Genomic DNA, 19,093 nt, shown 5'->3' with positions numbered 1-19,093 from the left:
GTGACAGGATTATTGGTTACACATCCCCAATCCCTAGGGAAGAGGCCGCAGGCCCGCCCGACCGGATCCCCATCTGGCGCAAGGGAGTGCGCCACATGAAATCCTGAGGAGGACCTATGAAATTTACCGCAACCCGTGGCGCATTCGCCGCTGTCGCCCTGACGCTGTCCGCCATCGCGGCACAGGCGCAGGAAAACCCCGAATGCATCGCACCGGCGAACCCCGGCGGCGGCTGGGATTTCACCTGCCGTCAGGTCGGCAAATCCATGCAGGATCTGGGCCTGATCGACCAGACCATGCAGGTTGTGAACCTTGCCGGTGGCGGCGGTGGCGTGGCCTTTGCCGAGGTGGTCAACAAGCGCAATGACGACGACAATCTGATCGTCGCCGCATCCTCGGCCACCGCGACCCGGCTGGCACAGGGCGCGTTCCCCGGCAACACGATGGATCAGGTCCGCTGGCTGGCCTCCATCGGTGCCGATTACGGCGTGATCGCCGTGGCCGCCGATAGCGAAATCGAGACGCTTCCGCAGCTGCTCGACCAGATCAAGAACGACCCCACCAGCGTCTCCATCGCCGGCGGCTCCGCTGTGGGCGGCTGGGACCACCTGAAGGTTCTGATCGCCGCCGATGCCTATGGCGTCGAGGACGTGCGTCAGGTCAAATACATCGCCTTTGATGGCGGTGGCGAGGCCGTGACGCAGCTGCTGGCAGGGTCCGTGCAGGGCTTCACCGGCGATCTCTCCGAGGCCAAAGGCTTTGTCGAATCCGGTGACGTCCGGGTGATCGCGGTGCTGGCGCCCGAGCGCCTGACCGGCGACTTCGCGGACTTCCCGACCGCCCGCGAACAGGGTGTCGATGCGATCGGCGCCAACTGGCGCGGCTTCTACGCCCCCGCCGGCATGTCCGACGAGGCCTATGACGCATGGGTATCGAAGATCGGCGATCTCTACGCATCCGACGAATGGAAAGCGGTGATGGAAGCCAACGGCCTCGCCCCGCTCGACCTGCAGGGCGCGGAGTTCGAGCAGTTCGTGTCGGACTCGGTCGCGCAGATCCAGACGATTTCCAAGGAAATCGGCATCATCAAGTAATCGGGCGCAAGCTCAGCGAACCGGGCGCCGCGTCTTGTCATGCGGCGCCCTCCTCGCATCCAAAACCCCGTTCATCCCAAACCCCATGTCAGGAGTGACGCCATGAGCGATCGCATCTTCGGGGTCTTCGGCGTTCTTCTCGCCATCGGCTACGTCTTTGCGGCGCTGGCGATCGAGGAGAGCTTCCTGTCGGACGCCGTCGGCCCCAAGGCCTTCCCCCTTATCGTTGCCACCATCCTCGGGCTGTCGAGCGCCGTCATCGCACTGCGTCCCGACGCCGATCCCAAATGGCCCAGCCTTGGCCGGCTGGTCGAAATCGCGGCTGCGGTCGTCGTCATGATCCTTTACGCCGAAATGCTGCCCGTGGCGGGCTTTGTCGTCGCCACCGCCTTTGCGGCGGGCTACCTCGCTTGGCGGCTGGGATCGGCCCCGCTGGAAGCCATCGCCGTCGGCGTCGGCACCTCGGTCGGCATCTACGTCATTTTCCATCTTGTGCTGGGCCTGTCGCTGGCCCGCGGTCCGTGGGGGTTCTGATCCATGGAGCTTCTTGGAAATCTCGGTGACGGGTTCGCCGTCGCGCTGACATGGCAAAACCTGCTGCTGGCGCTGCTGGGCTGTTTTCTGGGCACGATCATGGGCGCGCTGCCCGGTCTTGGCCCCTCGAACGGCGTGGCGATCCTGATCCCGCTGGCCTTCACCTTGGGCCTTGGGCCCACGGCCTCGCTGATCCTGCTGACATCGGTCTATTACGGGGCAATGTATGGCGGGCGGATCTCGTCCATCCTGCTCAACATTCCCGGTGACGAACCGGCGATGATGACCTGCCTTGACGGTTATCCGATGGCGCAGAAAGGTCTCGCCGGGGAGGCTTTGTCGCTGTCGGGCATCGCGTCTTTCGTCGGGGCGTTTTTCGCGACATGGGGCCTGATCCTGCTGGCCCCGCAGCTGGTCAAGATCGCGCTGCTGTTCGGTCCGGCGGAATATTTCGCGCTGTTCGCGCTGGCGTTCATGACGCTGGGCGGCGTGTCCTCGACCAATCAGGCGAAATCGGCCTTTGCCGCCGCGCTGGGGCTCGGGCTTGCCACCATCGGCGTCGATACCCAGACCGGTGTGCCGCGCTTCACCTTCGGCGAAGTGCATCTTTACGACGGGCTCGACTTCCTCGTCGCCATCGTTGGCCTGTTTGCCCTGTCCGAAGTGCTGATCTTCCTCGAAAACCGTCACGGCCAGTCCGAGGCAGAGGGCAAGTCCATCACCATCGGTAAACTTTACCCGCCGATGTCGATGATCAAGGCCTGCACGCCGACCATGCTGCGCACCTCGTTCCTCGGCTTCCTTGCCGGGGTGCTGCCGGGCGCGGGCGCATCGCTTGGCTCCTTCATCAGCTATTCGATGGAGAAACGCCTCGTCGACAAGGAAGGCACCTTTGGTACTGGCGATCCGCGCGGCGTCGCGGCGCCTGAAGCGGGCAACAACGCCGCTGCCGGGGGCGCGCTGGTGCCGATGCTGGCGCTGGGTGTGCCAGGCTCTGGCACCACGGCTGTGCTGCTGGCGGTCCTGCTGTCGCTGAACATCACGCCCGGTCCGCTGCTGTTCACCCAGAACCCCGATGTGGTCTGGGGCCTGATCGCGGCGCTCTTCATCGCGAACTTCATGCTGCTGGCGATGAACATCCCGATGGTGGGCCTGTTCACCCGCGTGCTGATGATCCCCAGCCGGGTTCTGATGCCGATCGTGGCGATGGTCAGCTTTGTCGGGATTTACGGCATCTCGGGCAGCAGTTTCGACCTGCTGGTGATGATCGGCTTCGGCGTCATGGGCTGGGCGCTGCGGAAGTTCGACGTGCCGCTGGTGCCCATCATCCTTGGCACGCTGCTGGGCAACGCGATGGAAAACAACCTGCGCCGCGCTGTCACCATCGACAACGGCAACTGGCTGACGCTGGTGGACAGCCCGCTGTCGATCACGCTGTGGGCCATCGCCATCATCGGCTTTGTCCTGCCGCTGATCGTTGGCGCACGGGTCAAGGCGCGGATGCATGCCCGCCGCGACGAAACCGGCGCGGTCAGCGACTGATACCGACCGGCGCTGCCGTGGCCCGCGCGGGCGACGGCAGCGCCCATTACCGCCCCGCTCCTTCCCCCTGCCCGCAATGCCGCTTAAGCATATATCGCGCTCGACACCGGGGGGCATGAGATGGACCTGAGCTTGCTGGCGGATTTCCTCGAACTCGCGCGGGAGCTGAATTTCTCGCGCGCCGCCGAGGCCCGCAACCTGACGCAGCCCGCCTTCAGCCGACGAATCCGCGCACTGGAGGACGCCGTCGGCACGCCGCTTGTCACCCGCACCACCCGAAGCGTTGCCCTGACCCCCGCCGGGCAGGCGTTTCAACCCCGCGCCGCCGCGCTTGTCCGGCTGTATGCGGAGGCCCGCAAAGACGCGCTGGAGGCCGCGGGAGCCACTGCGCTGAGCCTCAACCTCGCCGCAACACATGCGTTGTCCTATACGTTCGTGCCGCAATGGCTGATGCAGATTTCGGCTCCTGCGCGGTTCGGATCGTTGAACATGGTGTCTGACAGCCATCGCCAATGCACCCGCCTGATGCTGCGCGGCGATGCGACGTTCTTTATCTCTCACAAGGGGCTGGAGGGTCGCGACAGCTTTCCTGACCGTCAGTTTCAGCATCATGTGATCGGCACCGACCGCCTTGCCCCGCTTTGCGCGCCGGATGCGGATGGCGCGCCCCGCTGGCGGTTGGATGGCGCGGGCGATGTGCCATTCCTCGCCTATGGCGAGGCCTCCGGGCTACATGCCATTCTGGAGGCGCATTGGTCCCGCCACGGACGACCGGCCTTTGCAACCCGGATGAATTCGGTGCTGGCGGCGACCAATATGGAAATGGCGCGGGAGGGTCAGGGCGTGGCGTATCTGCCCCTATCCCTCGCCCGGCAGGCGCTGGACGCGGGCACTTTGCGGCGCGCCGCGTTGCCCGATCACGACATCCCGGTCGAGGTGGTGATCTACCGCCCCCGGTCGCGCCTGTCGCCCAATGGCGAAGCCTTCTGGACCCGCGCCACCGCCAATTGATGCGCATCCTGCATCAATCAGATGCGAAACGGCATTGGCCCGCTGCGGCCAGCCTGCGCTACTCCTGCCCCCAAGGCGCGGCCACGGGGCCGCCATAGACCGGGAGCACACCATGCGCATTATCGACATTCGCGAAGTGACGAAGCCCATCGCATCGCCCATCCGCAACGCCTATATCGATTTTTCGAAGATGACCGCGAGCCTCGTCGCCGTGGTCACCGATGTCGAACGCGACGGGCGCCGGGTGGTGGGCTACGGGTTCAATTCCAACGGACGCTACGGACAGGGCGGGTTGATCCGCGAGCGGTTCCGCGACCGCATCCTCGACGCCGATCCTGACACCTTGCGCAATGACGCAGGCGACAACCTCGATCCCCACCGGATCTGGGCCGCGATGATGCAAAACGAAAAGCCCGGCGGGCATGGGGAACGTTCCGTCGCCGTAGGCACCATTGATATGGCCGTATGGGACGCGGTCGCCAAGATCGAAGGCAAACCGCTGTTTCGTCTGCTGGCGGAGCGCAAGGGCGCCGAAGCGGATCCGCGCGTGTTCGTCTATGCGGCGGGCGGCTATTACTATCCGGGCAAGGACAACACCGCCCTGCGCCAAGAAATGCGCAGCTATGTCGGTCGCGGCTATACTGTGGTCAAGATGAAGATCGGCGGCGCGTCGCTGGACGAAGATCAGCGCCGGATCGACGCGGTGCTGGAGGAGATCGGCGATGAAGCGCAACTGGCTGTCGATGCCAATGGCCGGTTCGATCTGGAAACCGCCATCGCCTACGCCAAGATGCTGCGCCAGTATCCGCTGTTCTGGTATGAGGAGATCGGCGACCCGCTGGATTACCAGTTGCAGGCGGCGATGGCGGATTTCTACCCCGGCCCGATGGCCACGGGCGAGAACCTGTTCTCGCATCAGGACGCCCGGAACCTGATCCGCCACGGCGGCATGCGCCCCGACCGGGACTGGCTGCAATTCGACTGCGCACTGTCCTACGGGCTGGTAGAATATCTGCGCACGCTGGAGGTTCTGGAAACGCTCGGCTGGTCGCCCCGGCGCTGCATCCCGCATGGCGGGCACCAGATGTCGTTGAACATCGCCGCCGGGCTCGGACTTGGCGGCAATGAAAGCTACCCGGATCTGTTCCAGCCCTATGGCGGTTTCCCCGACGGGGTGCGTGTCGAAGACGGGCACATCACCATGCCCGACCTGCCCGGCATCGGGTTCGAGGGAAAATCGGACCTGATTTCGGTAATGCGCGACTTGGCCGAATAATCCGCGACGGTCGGGGGCAGATGCCGCTGGCCGGGCGCGAACCGAATGCCCTGCCTCTGCGTTGTCGGGTGAAGCCCTGACAAACGCATGAGACACGACGATGACGATGGATGACAGCCGCCCTCCCGCAACGGTCGATTGGGGGCAGCACGCGCTTTTTCTCGACTTCGATGGCACGCTGACCCCGATTGTCGCGCGTCCCGAACTTGTGGCTCTCGCACCGACCACGCGCGACTTGATTGCGGCGCTGGTCCGCGCGACCTCTGGCGCGGTGGCGATCATTTCGGGGCGCAGCCTTGCCGATCTTGCCACCCATACCGGCGATCTGGGGGTGACGCTGTCCGGCTCGCATGGGCTGGAGCTTCGGCAGCCGGAACAGGAGATCACGCTGCACGGGCAGTTCAGCGATGCGCTCAGCGCCGCCGCCCGCGCGCTTAGCCCGGTGGCCGAGGCTCATGACCTGCTGCTGGAGCATAAGCCGGGGGCCGTTGCGCTGCATTACCGCGCCCGGCCCGACTGCGGCGACATCGTCCGCCGCGCGGTCGAGGATACAGCTCGCGATCTGGGGCTGCGTCATATGCATGGCAATCTGGTCAGCGAAGCGGCCCCGCGCGGTATCGACAAGGGCACCGCACTAGCCGGGATCATGGCGCAGCCGCCCTTTGCAGGACGCCACCCGGTGATGATCGGCGATGACACCACGGACGAGGACGGGTTTGCCAGTGCGCAGAATATGGGTGGCTTTGGCCTGCGTATCGGCGGCACGGACACCTGCGCGCAATACCGGGTGGCGGACATGGACAGCGCGCTGGCATGGCTGGACCGCAGCCTGCGCGGATGAGGCGAACGGGCCTGCGCGAAATCTACCGGAACCTCATTTGTTCACGGACGGTTTTCCTATCGAGCATCCGAAATCACGGTGAACCGAGGAAGAGATAATGGCAGAGCGTTTGATTGTCGTCTCAAACCGCATTCCCATGGGGGACAACCCGTCCGGGGGGTTGGTGGTCGCGCTTCATGATGCCCTCGCGCGTTCCGGCGGGGTCTGGCTGGGGGCCCATCCTGAAACCGGCGACGGGTCTGAACCGCTGGAGGAGATCGGTCGCACGCCCTACCAGCGGCTTGCCTTCCGCCTGACGCAGGAGCAGCTGGATAACTACTACTTAGGCTTCTCAAATTCCGTGCTTTGGCCGCTGTGCCACCGGCGCGGCGATCTGATCGATATGCAGCGGGACTATGTGGACGCCTATAGTCAGGTGAACGCCCGCGTGGCGCAGTTGATCGCGGATATCGTGACGCCGGACGATCTGATCTGGATTCACGATTACCATTTCTTTCCGCTGGCGCGGGAATTGCGCGCCCTCGGCGTGCTGAACCGGATCGGCTTCTTCCTCCATATACCGTTTCCCGCGCTTGGCGATCTGTCGATGCTGCCGGAGCCGGAAAGCTTTGCCGATTGTCTTGCCCATTATAACCTGATCGGCCTGCAAACCCGTGGGGATGTCGCCCGCTGTCTGGAGATGTTTCGCGCCGATCCGCGAGCGGAGTTCCTGCCCGACGGCAACGTCAAGTTCCTCGACCGGGTTGTGTCGCTGAAATCCTTCCCCATCGGCATCGATGCAGGGGCGTTCAGGGCCGAAGCCCTGCAAGACGCGCCGTCGCCCTTTGGCCGAGAGACCCCTGAGCGATACCTCATTGGTGTAGATCGGCTGGACTATTCAAAGGGCCTGCCAAACCGGTTTCGCGCCTTTGCCCGCTATCTGGAAAACCGCACCACCGACACGCGCCCCTGTTTCGTGCAGATCGCGCCCCCCAGCCGGGAACAGGTGCAAGCCTATCAAGACATCACGCGAGAGTTGGAGGAGATCGCCGGCAACGTTAACGGACGCTTCGCGGAACTGGACTGGACCCCGATCCGCTACATCCACAGGCCGGTGCCGCGCGGTGATCTTGCGCGGCTTCACCGCAAGGCCAGCGCCTGTCTGGTGACCTCCACCGCCGATGGCATGAACCTTGTCGCCAAGGAATTCGTCGCCGCGCAAGATCCGGAGGATCCGGGTGTGCTGGTCCTGTCCCGTTTCGCAGGCGCGGCGGAGGACATGACGGAAGCCGTGCTGGTCAATCCCTATGATGTGGATGACATGGCCCGCGCCATCGGCGAGGCGCTGGACATGCCGCTGGAAGAGCGCCAGCGCCGTCACGACGCCTGTCTGAAGGTCGTGGAACAGACCGGCACCGCGCAATGGTCCCACGATTTCCTGCACGCTCTGCGGACCTGCATCCCGCCGCTGGGCGGCTGAGCGCCGACTGCGCGCGCCTCAAGGAACCAGCACCCCTCATCGTCGTTTTTCATGATCCCGTCTCCGCGCGGCCCGAAATACCCCGGAATCCGCGGAGCAGCCGTAGGAAAGGAGGACACCATGTCTGACAAGTTTGCCAAACCGAACGCCCCTGCCAATGCCACAGCCCAGCGGGACCAGGCCGACCCCGCCGCCCGCGATACGCAGGGCACGGCCAACCAGACCCGTGAGGATCTGCCGGTGCGCGACGCCGGGCCCAAGGAAATGAAGAACCCGCCCCGCACGTGGGATATCGTCGACGAAGAGGTTGACGAGTCGTTTCCTGCAAGCGATCCGCCTGCAAATTACTGACCCTGCCCGCACGCCGCGCTGGCCCTCGGGCGGCGCGGCGTGCGAGAATATTCGCGGCGCCGGGAGTGCCCGGACTTAGGCGCCGAACTGCTCTTGGAAGGCGCGGATCCGGGCGGCATTAACCCCCTGATCGCTGCGCCCGATACGCGAGACGCTGCGCATGTCGACGCGGCTGCCATTGGCCTCCTCGGACACGACGACCACGACATCATCTGCGAAGTAGAACACCGAAGTGTAGGCCGTTGCTTCGAACCGGCGCCGCTCCGCGTCGGAGGCCACGATATCCCAGCCCATGTCGCGCGCCACGGTCAGGGCACGCTCATAGGCGGCATCGGGCGACAGGTCGGTCAGGAGCGGGGCGATATCGGGATAGGCTGCGGTCTGCGCTGCTGCGGCCTCGGCCCCACCATATTCCAGCGGATTGGCCCGCTCGGCGCGGGTTTCGTCCAGCACTTCGAAGGCGGGCGGATTGACCGTATCCGTCGAGATGTTGTGGATCGGCGCGGCACGCTGCGGCGGATTGATCGTCGACGCGATCTGCGGCGCCAAAAACGCCAGACCGACCAGCGCAGCGATCCCGCCCGCCAGCATTCCGCCTTTTTCACCGCGCACGAGATGGATGGCAAAGGCCACGGCCCCCAAACCGGCCACGATCAGCCCTACGGGCGTCAGGTAGCTGCGATAAAGGCCAAAGCCGGTGATCGGCTGCCACAGCCCCATGCGCGCCCCGAACAGCATCAGCGCCACGGCACAGGCGCCGAGGATCGCGATAACCAGCGCCAACTTTCCAGAATGTCTCATCAGTCTAAACCTTTCACGGCCTGTGTTCTCTGCGCAGGCCGACGGCCCCGCTGTGCTAGTGTCGTGGCAGCGATTAGCCGCCCGTCTGCCCGGTTGCGGCGGCCCCTGCGCCGGTCGCGATTTTCAACGTGGCCCAAGCCTGCGCGGCATCGTTCGATGCCGCGGCCGCCGTGATCTTGGCCGATGCCGCGTTTCGGTCGGTTTCAAGCAAGTCCAGAAGCGTAATCGCCCCGCTGCGGTAATTCTGCTGCGCCAAGGTCAGGGCACGAGAGTAGTCGCTGGCGGCCGTCGCCAGCAACGCCGCACGCTGACGATAGCGCGACAGGTTGGATTGTGCGACCTGAACGTCCTGCACCGCAGAGGCAACCGCGCCGCGCCATGCGATTTCAGCCTGCTTCGCGCCGGAGATTTCGGCATCGCGGCTGGCGCGCAGCTGTCCGCGATTGAACACCGGCAACGAGACTTGCGGACCGAAGCTCCAACTGTCGTTGCCCTCGCTCCGCCCCACGGAGCCGCTGAGCGACAACGAGGGGTAAAGCGCGGCCTCGGCCACCCCGACCAAGGCGACGGCGGCAGCCAGATCGGCCTCGGCGCTGCGCACGTCGGGACGGTTGCGCAACAGATCCGCGGGCACACCCGTGGCCGCAGCGCCGGGGGCGGACAGTTGCGGCGCGCCCTTCTGCATCAGCGCCATGATCGGATCGGCGGGCTCGTTCAGCAGCGTGGCGATCGCGTAGACATTCGCGTCGAACAGGGCCGCATATTGCGGCAGGCTTGCCCGCGCCGTGGACAGCAACGCCTGCGCTTCGGCCACTTCGTATTCGGTCGCTGCGCCCGCGTCCAACTGGGTGCGGGTGATGTCCACCGTTTCCTGACGCGAGCTGATCGTGTCGCGGGTCAGCGCCAGCACCTGCTGGTAGTAGCGCGCATCCGCATAGGCGGCGAGCAACTCCGCCAGCCACGCCAAGCGCACGGTTTCCGCATCGGCGCGGGCAGCGGTCAGCGATGCGCTGGCGGCTTCGCGTTCGCGCCGGATGCCACCGAACAAATCAATGACCATCGACGCGCCAAGCTCGCCGCTTTCGGTGGAGCTGGTGCTATCCGACACGTCGCTTCCCGCAACCGTGGCGGACCCCGATAGCGACCCATCGAGGGCAGAGTTCACCCCGGTCTTGCGCAGGTTGGCCTGTGCCTCCCGGATGGCTTCGGTCGCGGCCATCACATCAAGGTTCTGCGCCAGACCGCGCGTCACCAGACGCGACAGGGTCGCGTCGTTGTAGTCGAGCCACCACCGCTGCTGAGCGACCGCGCCGATAGCCTCTGCGTTACCGCCGGAAAAGCGGGTCTCAAGCGCCACGTCGGGGCGTTGGTAATCGGGGCCGACAGCCGTGCAGCCCGCCACAAGCAACCCGATCAGAAGGGAGTGAGGTTTCATTGCGCCGCCTCCTTGCGGGTCGAGAACAGTTCGGTTGTCTTGATGACCGCGACATAGAAGACCGGCACCATCACCACCCCGATCACGGCGGAGAAGATGATCCCGCCCAGCATGCCGGTGCCGATGGATTTCTGCGCGTTCGCCCCGGCGCCCGACGCCAGCACTAGCGGCAAGATGCCAAAGCCGAAGGCGAGCGAGGTCATGAGGATCGGGCGTAGCCGCTGACGTGCCGCCATGACCGTCGCCTCCATCAGGCTTTGGCCCTTGGCGCGCAGGCTTTCGGCAAATTCGACGATCAGGATGGCATTTCGGGCAGCCAGACCAATCGTGGTCAGCAGACCCACCTTGAAATACACGTCATTGGCCTGACCGAAATACCATGTCGTCACCAACGCCCCCAGAATGCCAATCGGGACCGACAGCATCACCGCAAAGGGCACCGACCAGCTTTCATACAGTGCCGCTAGGCAGAGAAAGACCACGAGCGCGGAGATGGTATACAGGATGGCTTCCTGATCGCCCGACAGCCGTTCCTGATAGCTCAGCCCGGTCCATGCGGCGGCGTAGGAGCCATCCAGATCGGCGGTGAGCTCCTCCATCAGCTCCATTGCGTCGCCGGAGCTGATCCCGGCCGCCGCTTCGCCCGACAGTTCAAGCGCACGGGTGCCGCCATAGCGCGCCAGCGTCGGCGTGACCATTTCCCAGTCGCGGGTGACAAAGGCCGCCAGCGGCACCATTTCCGAACTCGAATTGCGCACATACCACTGATCGACATCGTCGGGCTGCATACGCCAGTCGGCGCCGCCCTGAACGATCACTTCGCGCAGGTTGTTGCCCAGCGGGAAATCATTGACATAGGAGCCGGAAAACACCGTCGACAGCATGGTGTTGACGTCAGACAGGGACACGCCCAGCGCTTCGGCGCGCTGCTGGTCGATTTGCAGCTTCAGCGACGGCTCGGTCGCGTCGTCATTGCCACGCAGGTTGGTCACTCGCCCGTCCGCGAACCCCTTTCCGACGAGTTCGGTCGCAGCGGCGCTTAGCGCCTCCTGCCCGGCGCCGGACTGATCGACGAGATACATCGTAAAGCCCGACGACGTGCCCAGACCGGGGATGGCGGGGGGCTGCAACACAAAGATGCTGCCCAGCCGGGACTGGAAGAACCTCTGGTTGGCGCGCAGCATCAGATCGGCGGCATCCTGACCGGGGCGTTCCTCGTAATCCTTCAGCCGGATGAACAGCACACCGTAGTTCTGGCCCGACCCGCTAAAGCTGAAGCCCACATTGGCGAACACGCCGTCGACCATGCTGGTTTCTTCGGTCAGCAGATAGTCTTCGATCTGCGAGATTGTGTATTCCGTCTGCTGGACGGTCGATCCCTGAGGCAATTCAACCATCGCCATCAGAACGCCCTGATCCTCCGTCGGCAGGAACGAGCTTGGCAGCCGGTCATAGACCCAATAGGCCCCAAAGCCGACCAGCCCCAGCACGACCAGCATACGGAAAGGCCGTCGCGCCAACCGTCCGACCGTCGTGCCATAGCCGCCCGTCAGCCGGTCAAGCCCGGTGTTGAACCAGCGCAACGGCGCCACCGGGGCTTTCCCGTGGCCCGGCTTGAGCAACTGCGCGCACATGGCGGGGGTCAGGATCAGCGCCACGAACAACGACAGCACCATCGCGGAGATGATCGTGACCGAGAACTGTTTGTAGATCACCCCGGTCGATCCGCTGACGAACGCCATGGGCAGAAACACCGCCGACAGCACCATCACGATCCCGACCAGCGCGGTCGAAATCTCGCCCATGCTCTTTTCGGTCGCGGCGACGGCGTCGAGGCCGTCTTCTTCCATCACGCGCTCGACGTTTTCGACGACGACGATCGCGTCATCGACCAACAGACCGATGGCCAGCACCAAGGCGAACATCGACAGGGTGTTGATCGACATGCCAAACGCCGACAGCACGCCGAACGTCCCCAGAAGCACGACGGGCACGGCGATTGTCGGGATAAGCGTCGCGCGCCAGCTTTGCAGGAACAGAAAGATGACGAGGAACACCAGCACGATGGCCTCGATCAGCGTTTCATAGACCTGATCGATGGATTCCTCGACAAAGGGGGAGGTGTCATAGGGGTATTCAATCTGTACGCCTTCGGGCAGCGCCGAGGCCAGCCCGTTCATCACCGTGCGGACCCGTTCGGCAGTATCGACCGCATTGGCGCCGGTGGACAGGTTGACGGCAAAGCCCGCGGCGGGGTGACCGTCGAACCGGCTGATGCTGCCGTAATCTTCGGCGCCCAGTTCGACCGTCGCAACATCGCCCAGATAGATGGCCGATCCGTCGGTAGCGGTCTTCAGCAGGATGTTCTGAAAGTCCTCGACGGTCTGAAGCTGCGATTGCGCCGACAGGGAAACGGTGAACTGCTGCCCCGTTGTGACAGGCTGGTCGCCCAGACTGCCGACCGTCACGTTGGTGTTCTGCTCCGACACCGCCGAGGTGACGTCAGACGGCGTTAGTTGATATTGATAGAGCCGCTCCGGGTTCAGCCAGATCCGCATGGCATATTCGGTGCCAAAGACGTTGATCGAGCCGACACCCTCGGTGCGCTGCACCGCATCCTCGATCGTGCTGCTCAGAATGTCGCCCAACTCCAATGAGGAATAGCTGTCATCCTCGCTGACCAAAGCGCCGACCAACAGGATCGAGCTAGTCGAGCGGCTGACGGACACGCCTCTGCTGGTCACCGCGTCGGGCAGTTGCGACTCGACAAGCTGGAGCTTGTTTTGCACCTGCACCTGCGCCATGTCGGGATCGATGCTGTCATCGAATGTCAGCGAAACGCTGGCCGATCCTTCGCTCGAAGAAGATGTCATATAGGTCAGACCGTCGAGCCCGGTCAGCCCGTCTTCGATGACCGCTGTCACCGAATTCTCGACCGTCTCCGCCGAGGCCCCGGTATAGGTCGCGGTGATCCGCACCGTCGTCGGGGAAATGTCAGGATATTGCGAGATCGGCAGGCTGACCATGCTGTAGGCACCCAGCAGCATGGTCGCGATGGCAAGCACCCAGGCAAAGACCGGGCGACGAATGAAAAATGCGGCCATGGATCAGTTCTCCGCGGCCGGCGCATTGGCATCGCGCGGAACGCCGGTCTCGTCGGCATCACGCGAAACGCCGTTCTCGTCGATTTCCGCCGCCACCGGCGTCACTTCCTGCCCTGCCCGGATCGAGGACAGACCATCGACGATCAGCTGGTCACCCGCGCTCACCCCGTCGCGCACGATCCATGCGTTTTCGTAGACCCCATCATCGTCAAACTCGATCTGTTGCGCGGTGCCGTCATCGCCCACCACATAGGCCGACAGCTTGCCCGTATTGGTCCGCGTGGCGGCCAGCTGGGGCACCAAAAACGCCTGCGTCGTGCCGATCACCACCTCGCCCCGGACAAACATGCCGGGGATGACCACATGATCGGGGTTGTCGAATTTGAACCGGATCGTCACGGTTCCGGTGGTCGTGGAGACGCTGTTGCTCGGCGTGACAAGCTGCCCGTTGCCGCGGAAAACCTCGCCATCTTCCAGCGTCAGCGTCGCTTCGAGCGTGTCGTTTTGCTGCAAGGCGCCGTCGGAGATGCCTTTGCGCACGGACAAGATGCGCGCGCTTGCCTCGACCATGTCCACATAGATCGGATCGGATTGGATGATGGTGGTCAATTCATCGGACTGGCCCGCCGTCACCAGATCACCAACCGAGACGGAGGAGACATCGGCCCGGCCAGAGATCGGGCTTTTGATCGTGGTCCACGACAATTCGGTCTGCGCATAATCCAGCGCGGCCTGACTTGCATCGAGCGTGGCTTTGGCCTCGGCCAGATCGGCGCGCGCGGCTTCGACCTCCGCTTCGGTAAACCCGCGACCCGACAGCTGTTCGGCCCGGTCACTGGCCGCCTGCGTCACCGGCAGATTGGCTTCCGCCTTCGCCAGATCCGCCCGCGCGGAGGCCTCCGCCGCCACATATGCGGAATCGTCGATCCGGAACAGCGGATCGCCGACCTCCAGCAACTGATCGGGCGAATACAGGATTTCCTGAATGACACCGCCCACGCGGGGACGCACTTCGACCTCTTGGAACGCCACGGCCCGTCCGGGGGAGGTCACGACACGCGGCACCTCCTGCAAAGTCATCTCGACCACCCCGACCTTGATCGGGCCCGCGGGGCCTCCCGGGATCGGTTGCGCAGTTGAGGTGGCTACAGACCCTGCCAGCGCGACAATCGCGCCTACTATCTTCCAAACACCGGCCTTCATTGGCGTCCAATCCTTGACTAACGGAAAAGTTTTATGCTCTATATGCACATATTGCACACTATGCAAAGAATCCCTTCATGACAGTTTCGTTACGCGAGAGACGGCGACAGCAAACGGCGCGCGATATCCAGATGACCGCGCTTCGACTGAGCGCGGAAAAGGGGCTTGAGAACGTCACCACAGAAGAAATCTCCGCCGCTGCGGGGATCAGCACCCGGACGTTCTTCAACTATTATACGAACAAGGAAGCCGCCGCGATTGGCACCCCGCCCCCGTTCGCCGAGGAGGATTTGCAAGCGCTGTGCGACGGCACCGGCCCGCTCTCCGCTGACCTCAAACGCTTTCTCGACAAGCATTTCGAGCATCTCGCCCATGATGAACCGATCCTCAGGATGATCGGCGCGGTCCTGCGCTCGAACGAGAAAGCGCGCGGGATTCTGGAGGGTTTCCTCCAGTCCGAGCGCGCGACTTTGACCGAGTGTCTCAGCGGGCGGGTCGATAACCGCGAGACCGCCGCCGCGCTTGCCAGCAGCGTTCTCAGCACAATCGGGCGCGCGATTTATCTTTGGGAGCACGAAGAGGACATGGCGTTGACCACGGCGCTGGATCATGTCTGGCACGGGCTGATTACCGCCTCGCACCTTCTCAGCCTGCCCGAAGGGCAATAGGACGGGCGCAGGGCGCCAAGGCCGCGTGCAATGACGCTCTCGCAACGGCAGCCTCAGCGGCTCATAAAGGGGTCAGCGTTTAGGCGAACAGCCCTGCCATCTGGATCGACACCAGCACGATTGCCCCGCCGGCGGCGATCTCGATCGCGGGCAGCACCTGCGCGGCACGGGCCGATCCCGCCAGAGAAAACAGCGTGCTCTGCCGGATGAAAACGCTGCTCGCGGCGACTAGGATGGTCAGCGCCGCAGTCCCGGTCGACATCGCAACCGCGCCAAGAATGCCCGCGCCCAGAATGTTCATGTGCCATGTCAGCACCAACAGCAGGATCGCGCCCGAGCAAGGCCGGATCGCGATGCTTCCGATCAACGCCGCCGCGTCGCGCAGACCGCCCGCTTGGCGGACCTCATCTACGCTTGGCCCGTGGCGATGGCCGCAGCCCGCGCCACAGCCCTGCGCCCCTTCATGTCCGTGGGTGTGGCCGGGTTCATCTCCGTGATGCGTCGCCCGCAGCCTCCAAAGCCTGCGCGCCCCGCGAAAGGCAAGCCATAGCCCGATGAGCCCGATGGCCAAAGCGCTGAGCGGCAGCATGATCGTCTCGGCCGCGCCCGTCATCTGCGTGCGCGTCCAGCCCATCACGAACAGCCCCGCCAACACCACCGCAATTGCGGTCACCGCCTGACCGAGCGAGGACAGCAGCGAAATGACCGACAACCGCAGCAGCGGCACCTCGTGACTGACCCCGTAGCCGCCAATCAGGAACTTGCCATGCCCCGGCCCCAGCGCATGGAAAAAGCCATAGGCAAAGCACAGCCCCGTCAGCGCGGCGATGGCCCCCGGCTCCCCCGCGCGAAGGGCGCGCAACCCGCCCGCCAGCGCATTCTGAAACTCCCTCTGCCAGCCCGCAGCCCAGCGCGCCACGTCCTGATCGATGCCGGTCGCCAGCGCCCAGATCCCGGCGCCGACCAGCAGCACGGGCAGGATCAGAACGACGCGGCGCATGTCAGCACAAAGCGGTCGGCGAACAGCACGCCAATATCGGGAAGCTCAACCACCTCGAACGGGTCAGACGTGGCATCGACCTCGGCAAGTTTCTCGCCATATTCCGCCTGCGCGGCCTTACGGTCGGCCACCTCCCGGTCAAGCTGGCAATCGTCGCGTCCCGCTACGCCGGGCGCCTCGGGCACCTCATAGGCAACGAAATAGGTCGGGTCGTAGGCCTGCGCCGTCACCACCCCCTGCGAAACATCAAGCGGCGTGGTCAACGGACGGATATGCGACGTCACCACCCGCCCCGCCTCATAGCGCGCGCGATGGGTCACCGGCCCGTCAAGCTCCACCGCCACACCGTCCACGGCAATGGTGAAATCGCCGGGAAATCCCGCCGCCCAATCAACATCCTGCCCAGCATAGGCATCAAGCGCGGCCTGCTCCGGCAGACTGTCCCCATCGGCGTCGAGATCGTTTTCCTCGATCAGCATAAGCGAATAAAATTCGTCATACGCCCAATCGATCCGCACCGCCTCCAGCGCGCCGTCCTCATCGAAAAGCAACTCAAAGGCGGTGTCGATGAAGATATGCGGATGGGCCGCGGCACCGCCGGCAAAGACCGCCGCAAGGGCCGACACGGAAAGGACAGAGCGTAATTTCATCCCGCGAAATTGCAGCGGACGCCTGCGAACAGCAAGCCCCCAGACCCATCTGCGCGAGTTGCCGCCAGCCCGCCCGGGGCGCTGTGGCGCGGACAAGGATACCTATAGAGAGTGGAGATCATCGAAGGTCGGTAGTCCATAGAACTCACTGTAGAGGCTACACCGCGACAACGCGACTGGATCGTGTGATATTATATCATCACGCGACCTGCAAGCCCGCCGATGCGGTCGCTAAACCGGATTTCGCGTCAGCGGGTCTTGCCCAGCGGATCGAGCTCATCGCGGAGCCAGTCTCCCAGCAGGTTGAGCCCCAATACCGTCAGCATGATGGCGATGCCGGGGAACACGGTGATCCACCATGCCGTCTGGATGTAGCTCCGACCTTCGGACAGCATGCCTCCCCAGCTGGGCGTTTGCGGGTCGGCACCGAGGCCCAGAAAGGTCAGGCTGCTTTCCAGCAGGATATTGTTGGCCACGTTCAGCGTCAGCAGAATGATCAGCGGCCCCATTGCATTGGGCAGGATGTGGCTGAAGATGATCTTCCAGTTCGGCAAGCCATAACTGACCGCGGCTTGGACGAATTCACGCTGGCGCAGGCTCAGCACCGATCCGCGGACAAGGCGGGCATATTGCACCCATTGCGACACGATCATCAGGATGATGATCCGGTCGATGCCGGGCCCGACGATGGCAATGACCGTGATCGCAAGCAGGATGAACGGCAGGGCCAGCTGCACATCGGCAAAGCGCATCACAAAGCTGTCGAGGAAACCGCGATAGTAGCCCGCATAGAGCCCGATCACCGTGCCCAGAACGACCGAGCCAAGGGCAGACAGGACACCCACCGTCAACGAGATGCGCCCACCGTGGACGATCCGGGCCAGAATATCGCGGCCCAGCGGATCGGTGCCCAGCGGATGCGCCCCGCTTTGAAACGGCTCAGAGAGCCGCGCCAGCAGGTTCACCTCGGTGCCGCCGCCGGGGAATAGGATCCCCGAGAACATCACCAGAAGGGTCAGTACGCAGGTCAACGTCGCGCCAGCTACGAATTCGAACTTGGCAAAAGGGCTTCGCTTGAAGCGGCGGAAGGCGGAAACAGGGCGAGTTTGGGATGTGTCGGACATGTCAGGCCACCCGGATGCGAGGATCGATGAGACCATAGACAAGGTCCACGGCGAGGTTCACGGCGACAATCATGATCGCCAGGATTGAGACGGTTGCCTGCAGAAGCGGGTAATCGCGTTGGGCGATGGCTTCGATGGACAGGGTGCCCATGCCGGGCCAATTGAAGACCAGCTCAACCACCACGAGACCGCCGATGAGGTTGCCGAATTGCAGCCCGAGGAAGGTGACAATGGCGATGGCCGCGTTGCGCAGCGCATGTTTGTAGATTACCGCGCGTTCGCTCAATCCCTTGGCGCGGGCCACCATCACATATTGCTGTGAAAGCGTTTCGAGCATCTGGGTCCGCACGAGGCGCACATTGGTCGCGGTCAGGATGATGCCGATGGTCAGCGCGGGCAGGATCAGCGCCGACCATGTCTCGAATCCCGAGGCGGGCAGGATCGGGAAGGCGATCGACAAGAGCAGTACGAACATGATGCCGAGCCAAAAATTCGGAAAGGACAGACCCACGAGCGACAGCACCCGGATGATCTGGTCGGAAACGCCACCCTTGTGGAGCGCGGCGTGGATGCCCAGCGGGATCGAGATCAGGATCGAGATGCCCATCGAAGCCACCGCCAGAAGCAGGGTCGAGGGAAGCGCGATGCCGATCAGATCGCGGATCGAGCCGCGGAAAAACGAATTGCCCAGATCGAAGGTCACCAGGCTTTTGATGAAGTCGAGATACTGAGCATAGAACGGCTGGTTCAGGCCCAGCGCGTCGCGGATGCGGACCAGATCGTCCTCGGTCACGCTGCTCGACTCGGCAGTCAGCATCGCCGCCGGATCGCCGGTCAGGCGCACGGCAAAGGCCACAAATAGCGTTACCGCCAGGGTCACGAGGACGGCCTGAAAGACGCGTTGCAGGATGAAACGGAATACGGGCATGGGGGTCCTCTTTTGCGGTCTCGGCGAGTGCGATTGCAGTGTCCGGCCCCCGGCGCGTTGGCAGGGGGCCGG

The 19,093-nt window shown here is 64.0% G+C and carries 17 protein-coding genes; 9 read left to right on the top strand and 8 right to left on the bottom strand.

Annotation, left to right across the window (positions count from 1 at the left end; translation table 11 throughout):
- Positions 1 to 116 precede the first annotated feature (116 nt).
- The 8 genes from CBW24_RS03390 (at position 117) to CBW24_RS03355 (ending at position 8,108) form a co-directional block, all read left to right on the top strand.
- Positions 117 to 1,094 carry a Bug family tripartite tricarboxylate transporter substrate binding protein gene (locus tag CBW24_RS03390; RefSeq protein WP_097372679.1) on the top strand — a complete coding sequence of 326 codons (978 nt, stop codon included), beginning with the start codon at positions 117 to 119 and terminating at the stop codon, positions 1,092 to 1,094.
- A gap of 102 nt (positions 1,095 to 1,196) precedes the next feature.
- Positions 1,197 to 1,628, top strand: coding sequence for a tripartite tricarboxylate transporter TctB family protein (locus tag CBW24_RS03385; protein WP_088663427.1), 432 nt, complete (start codon positions 1,197 to 1,199; stop codon positions 1,626 to 1,628).
- A 3-nt stretch (positions 1,629 to 1,631) separates the two neighbouring features.
- Positions 1,632 to 3,170, top strand: a complete 1,539-nt coding sequence (locus CBW24_RS03380) for a tripartite tricarboxylate transporter permease (RefSeq protein WP_088663428.1) — start codon at positions 1,632 to 1,634, stop codon at positions 3,168 to 3,170.
- 120 nt (positions 3,171 to 3,290) lie between these two features.
- The gene (locus tag CBW24_RS03375; protein ID WP_097372678.1) at positions 3,291 to 4,181 is read left to right on the top strand and encodes a LysR family transcriptional regulator; all 891 of its coding nucleotides are present in this window, start codon (positions 3,291 to 3,293) and stop codon (positions 4,179 to 4,181) included.
- A 112-nt stretch (positions 4,182 to 4,293) separates the two neighbouring features.
- Positions 4,294 to 5,457, top strand: coding sequence for a mandelate racemase/muconate lactonizing enzyme family protein (locus CBW24_RS03370; protein ID WP_097372677.1), 1,164 nt, complete (start codon positions 4,294 to 4,296; stop codon positions 5,455 to 5,457).
- A gap of 100 nt (positions 5,458 to 5,557) precedes the next feature.
- Positions 5,558 to 6,298 (top strand): trehalose-phosphatase, encoded by a 741-nt coding sequence (gene otsB, locus CBW24_RS03365; RefSeq protein WP_097372676.1) that lies wholly within the window; start codon positions 5,558 to 5,560, stop codon positions 6,296 to 6,298.
- Between the two features lie 97 nt (positions 6,299 to 6,395).
- Positions 6,396 to 7,757, top strand: coding sequence for an alpha,alpha-trehalose-phosphate synthase (UDP-forming) (locus CBW24_RS03360; protein ID WP_097372675.1), 1,362 nt, complete (start codon positions 6,396 to 6,398; stop codon positions 7,755 to 7,757).
- A gap of 120 nt (positions 7,758 to 7,877) precedes the next feature.
- The gene (locus CBW24_RS03355) at positions 7,878 to 8,108 is read left to right on the top strand and encodes a hypothetical protein (protein ID WP_097372674.1); all 231 of its coding nucleotides are present in this window, start codon (positions 7,878 to 7,880) and stop codon (positions 8,106 to 8,108) included.
- A gap of 75 nt (positions 8,109 to 8,183) precedes the next feature.
- Here CBW24_RS03355 and CBW24_RS03350 read toward each other — a convergent pair whose 3' ends face one another.
- From CBW24_RS03350 to CBW24_RS03335, 4 genes are all read right to left on the bottom strand, one after another.
- On the bottom strand, positions 8,184 to 8,909 hold the full coding sequence (locus tag CBW24_RS03350; RefSeq protein ID WP_097372673.1) for a DUF1499 domain-containing protein: 726 nt from the start codon (positions 8,907 to 8,909) through the stop codon (positions 8,184 to 8,186).
- A gap of 73 nt (positions 8,910 to 8,982) precedes the next feature.
- The gene (locus tag CBW24_RS03345; protein ID WP_097372672.1) at positions 8,983 to 10,344 is read right to left on the bottom strand and encodes an efflux transporter outer membrane subunit; all 1,362 of its coding nucleotides are present in this window, start codon (positions 10,342 to 10,344) and stop codon (positions 8,983 to 8,985) included.
- On the bottom strand, positions 10,341 to 13,448 hold the full coding sequence (locus tag CBW24_RS03340) for an efflux RND transporter permease subunit (RefSeq protein WP_097372671.1): 3,108 nt from the start codon (positions 13,446 to 13,448) through the stop codon (positions 10,341 to 10,343). The genes CBW24_RS03345 and CBW24_RS03340 overlap by 4 nt, the downstream gene beginning before the upstream one ends.
- A 3-nt stretch (positions 13,449 to 13,451) precedes the next feature.
- A complete protein-coding gene (locus CBW24_RS03335; protein WP_097372670.1) occupies positions 13,452 to 14,651 on the bottom strand; it encodes an efflux RND transporter periplasmic adaptor subunit in 1,200 nt (399 codons plus the stop codon).
- A 131-nt stretch (positions 14,652 to 14,782) separates the two neighbouring features.
- On the opposite strand from CBW24_RS03335, the gene CBW24_RS03330 reads away from it, so the two are divergent.
- Complete coding sequence (locus CBW24_RS03330) at positions 14,783 to 15,319, top strand: TetR/AcrR family transcriptional regulator (protein ID WP_198405222.1); 537 nt, start codon at positions 14,783 to 14,785, stop codon at positions 15,317 to 15,319.
- Between the two features lie 79 nt (positions 15,320 to 15,398).
- Here the strand turns inward: CBW24_RS03330 and CBW24_RS03325 are convergent, their stop codons facing one another.
- From CBW24_RS03325 to CBW24_RS03310, 4 genes are all read right to left on the bottom strand, one after another.
- Positions 15,399 to 16,319 carry a nickel/cobalt transporter gene (locus CBW24_RS03325; RefSeq protein ID WP_097372668.1) on the bottom strand — a complete coding sequence of 307 codons (921 nt, stop codon included), beginning with the start codon at positions 16,317 to 16,319 and terminating at the stop codon, positions 15,399 to 15,401.
- Positions 16,301 to 16,969, bottom strand: coding sequence for a DUF1007 family protein (locus tag CBW24_RS03320; protein ID WP_097372667.1), 669 nt, complete (start codon positions 16,967 to 16,969; stop codon positions 16,301 to 16,303). The genes CBW24_RS03325 and CBW24_RS03320 overlap by 19 nt, the downstream gene beginning before the upstream one ends.
- Before the next feature lie 248 nt (positions 16,970 to 17,217).
- Positions 17,218 to 18,093 (bottom strand): ABC transporter permease, encoded by an 876-nt coding sequence (locus CBW24_RS03315; protein ID WP_097372666.1) that lies wholly within the window; start codon positions 18,091 to 18,093, stop codon positions 17,218 to 17,220.
- Between the two features lies 1 nt (position 18,094).
- Positions 18,095 to 19,021: an ABC transporter permease gene (locus CBW24_RS03310; protein ID WP_097372665.1), complete on the bottom strand. Its 927-nt coding sequence runs from the start codon at positions 19,019 to 19,021 to the stop codon at positions 18,095 to 18,097.
- Positions 19,022 to 19,093: the final 72 nt, after the last annotated feature.

Source organism: Pacificitalea manganoxidans (assembly GCF_002504165.1).
GTDB lineage: Bacteria > Pseudomonadota > Alphaproteobacteria > Rhodobacterales > Rhodobacteraceae > Pacificitalea > Pacificitalea manganoxidans.
Note: the sequence above shows the minus strand (reverse complement) of the source record. Positions and strands in the feature narration are given on the sequence as shown.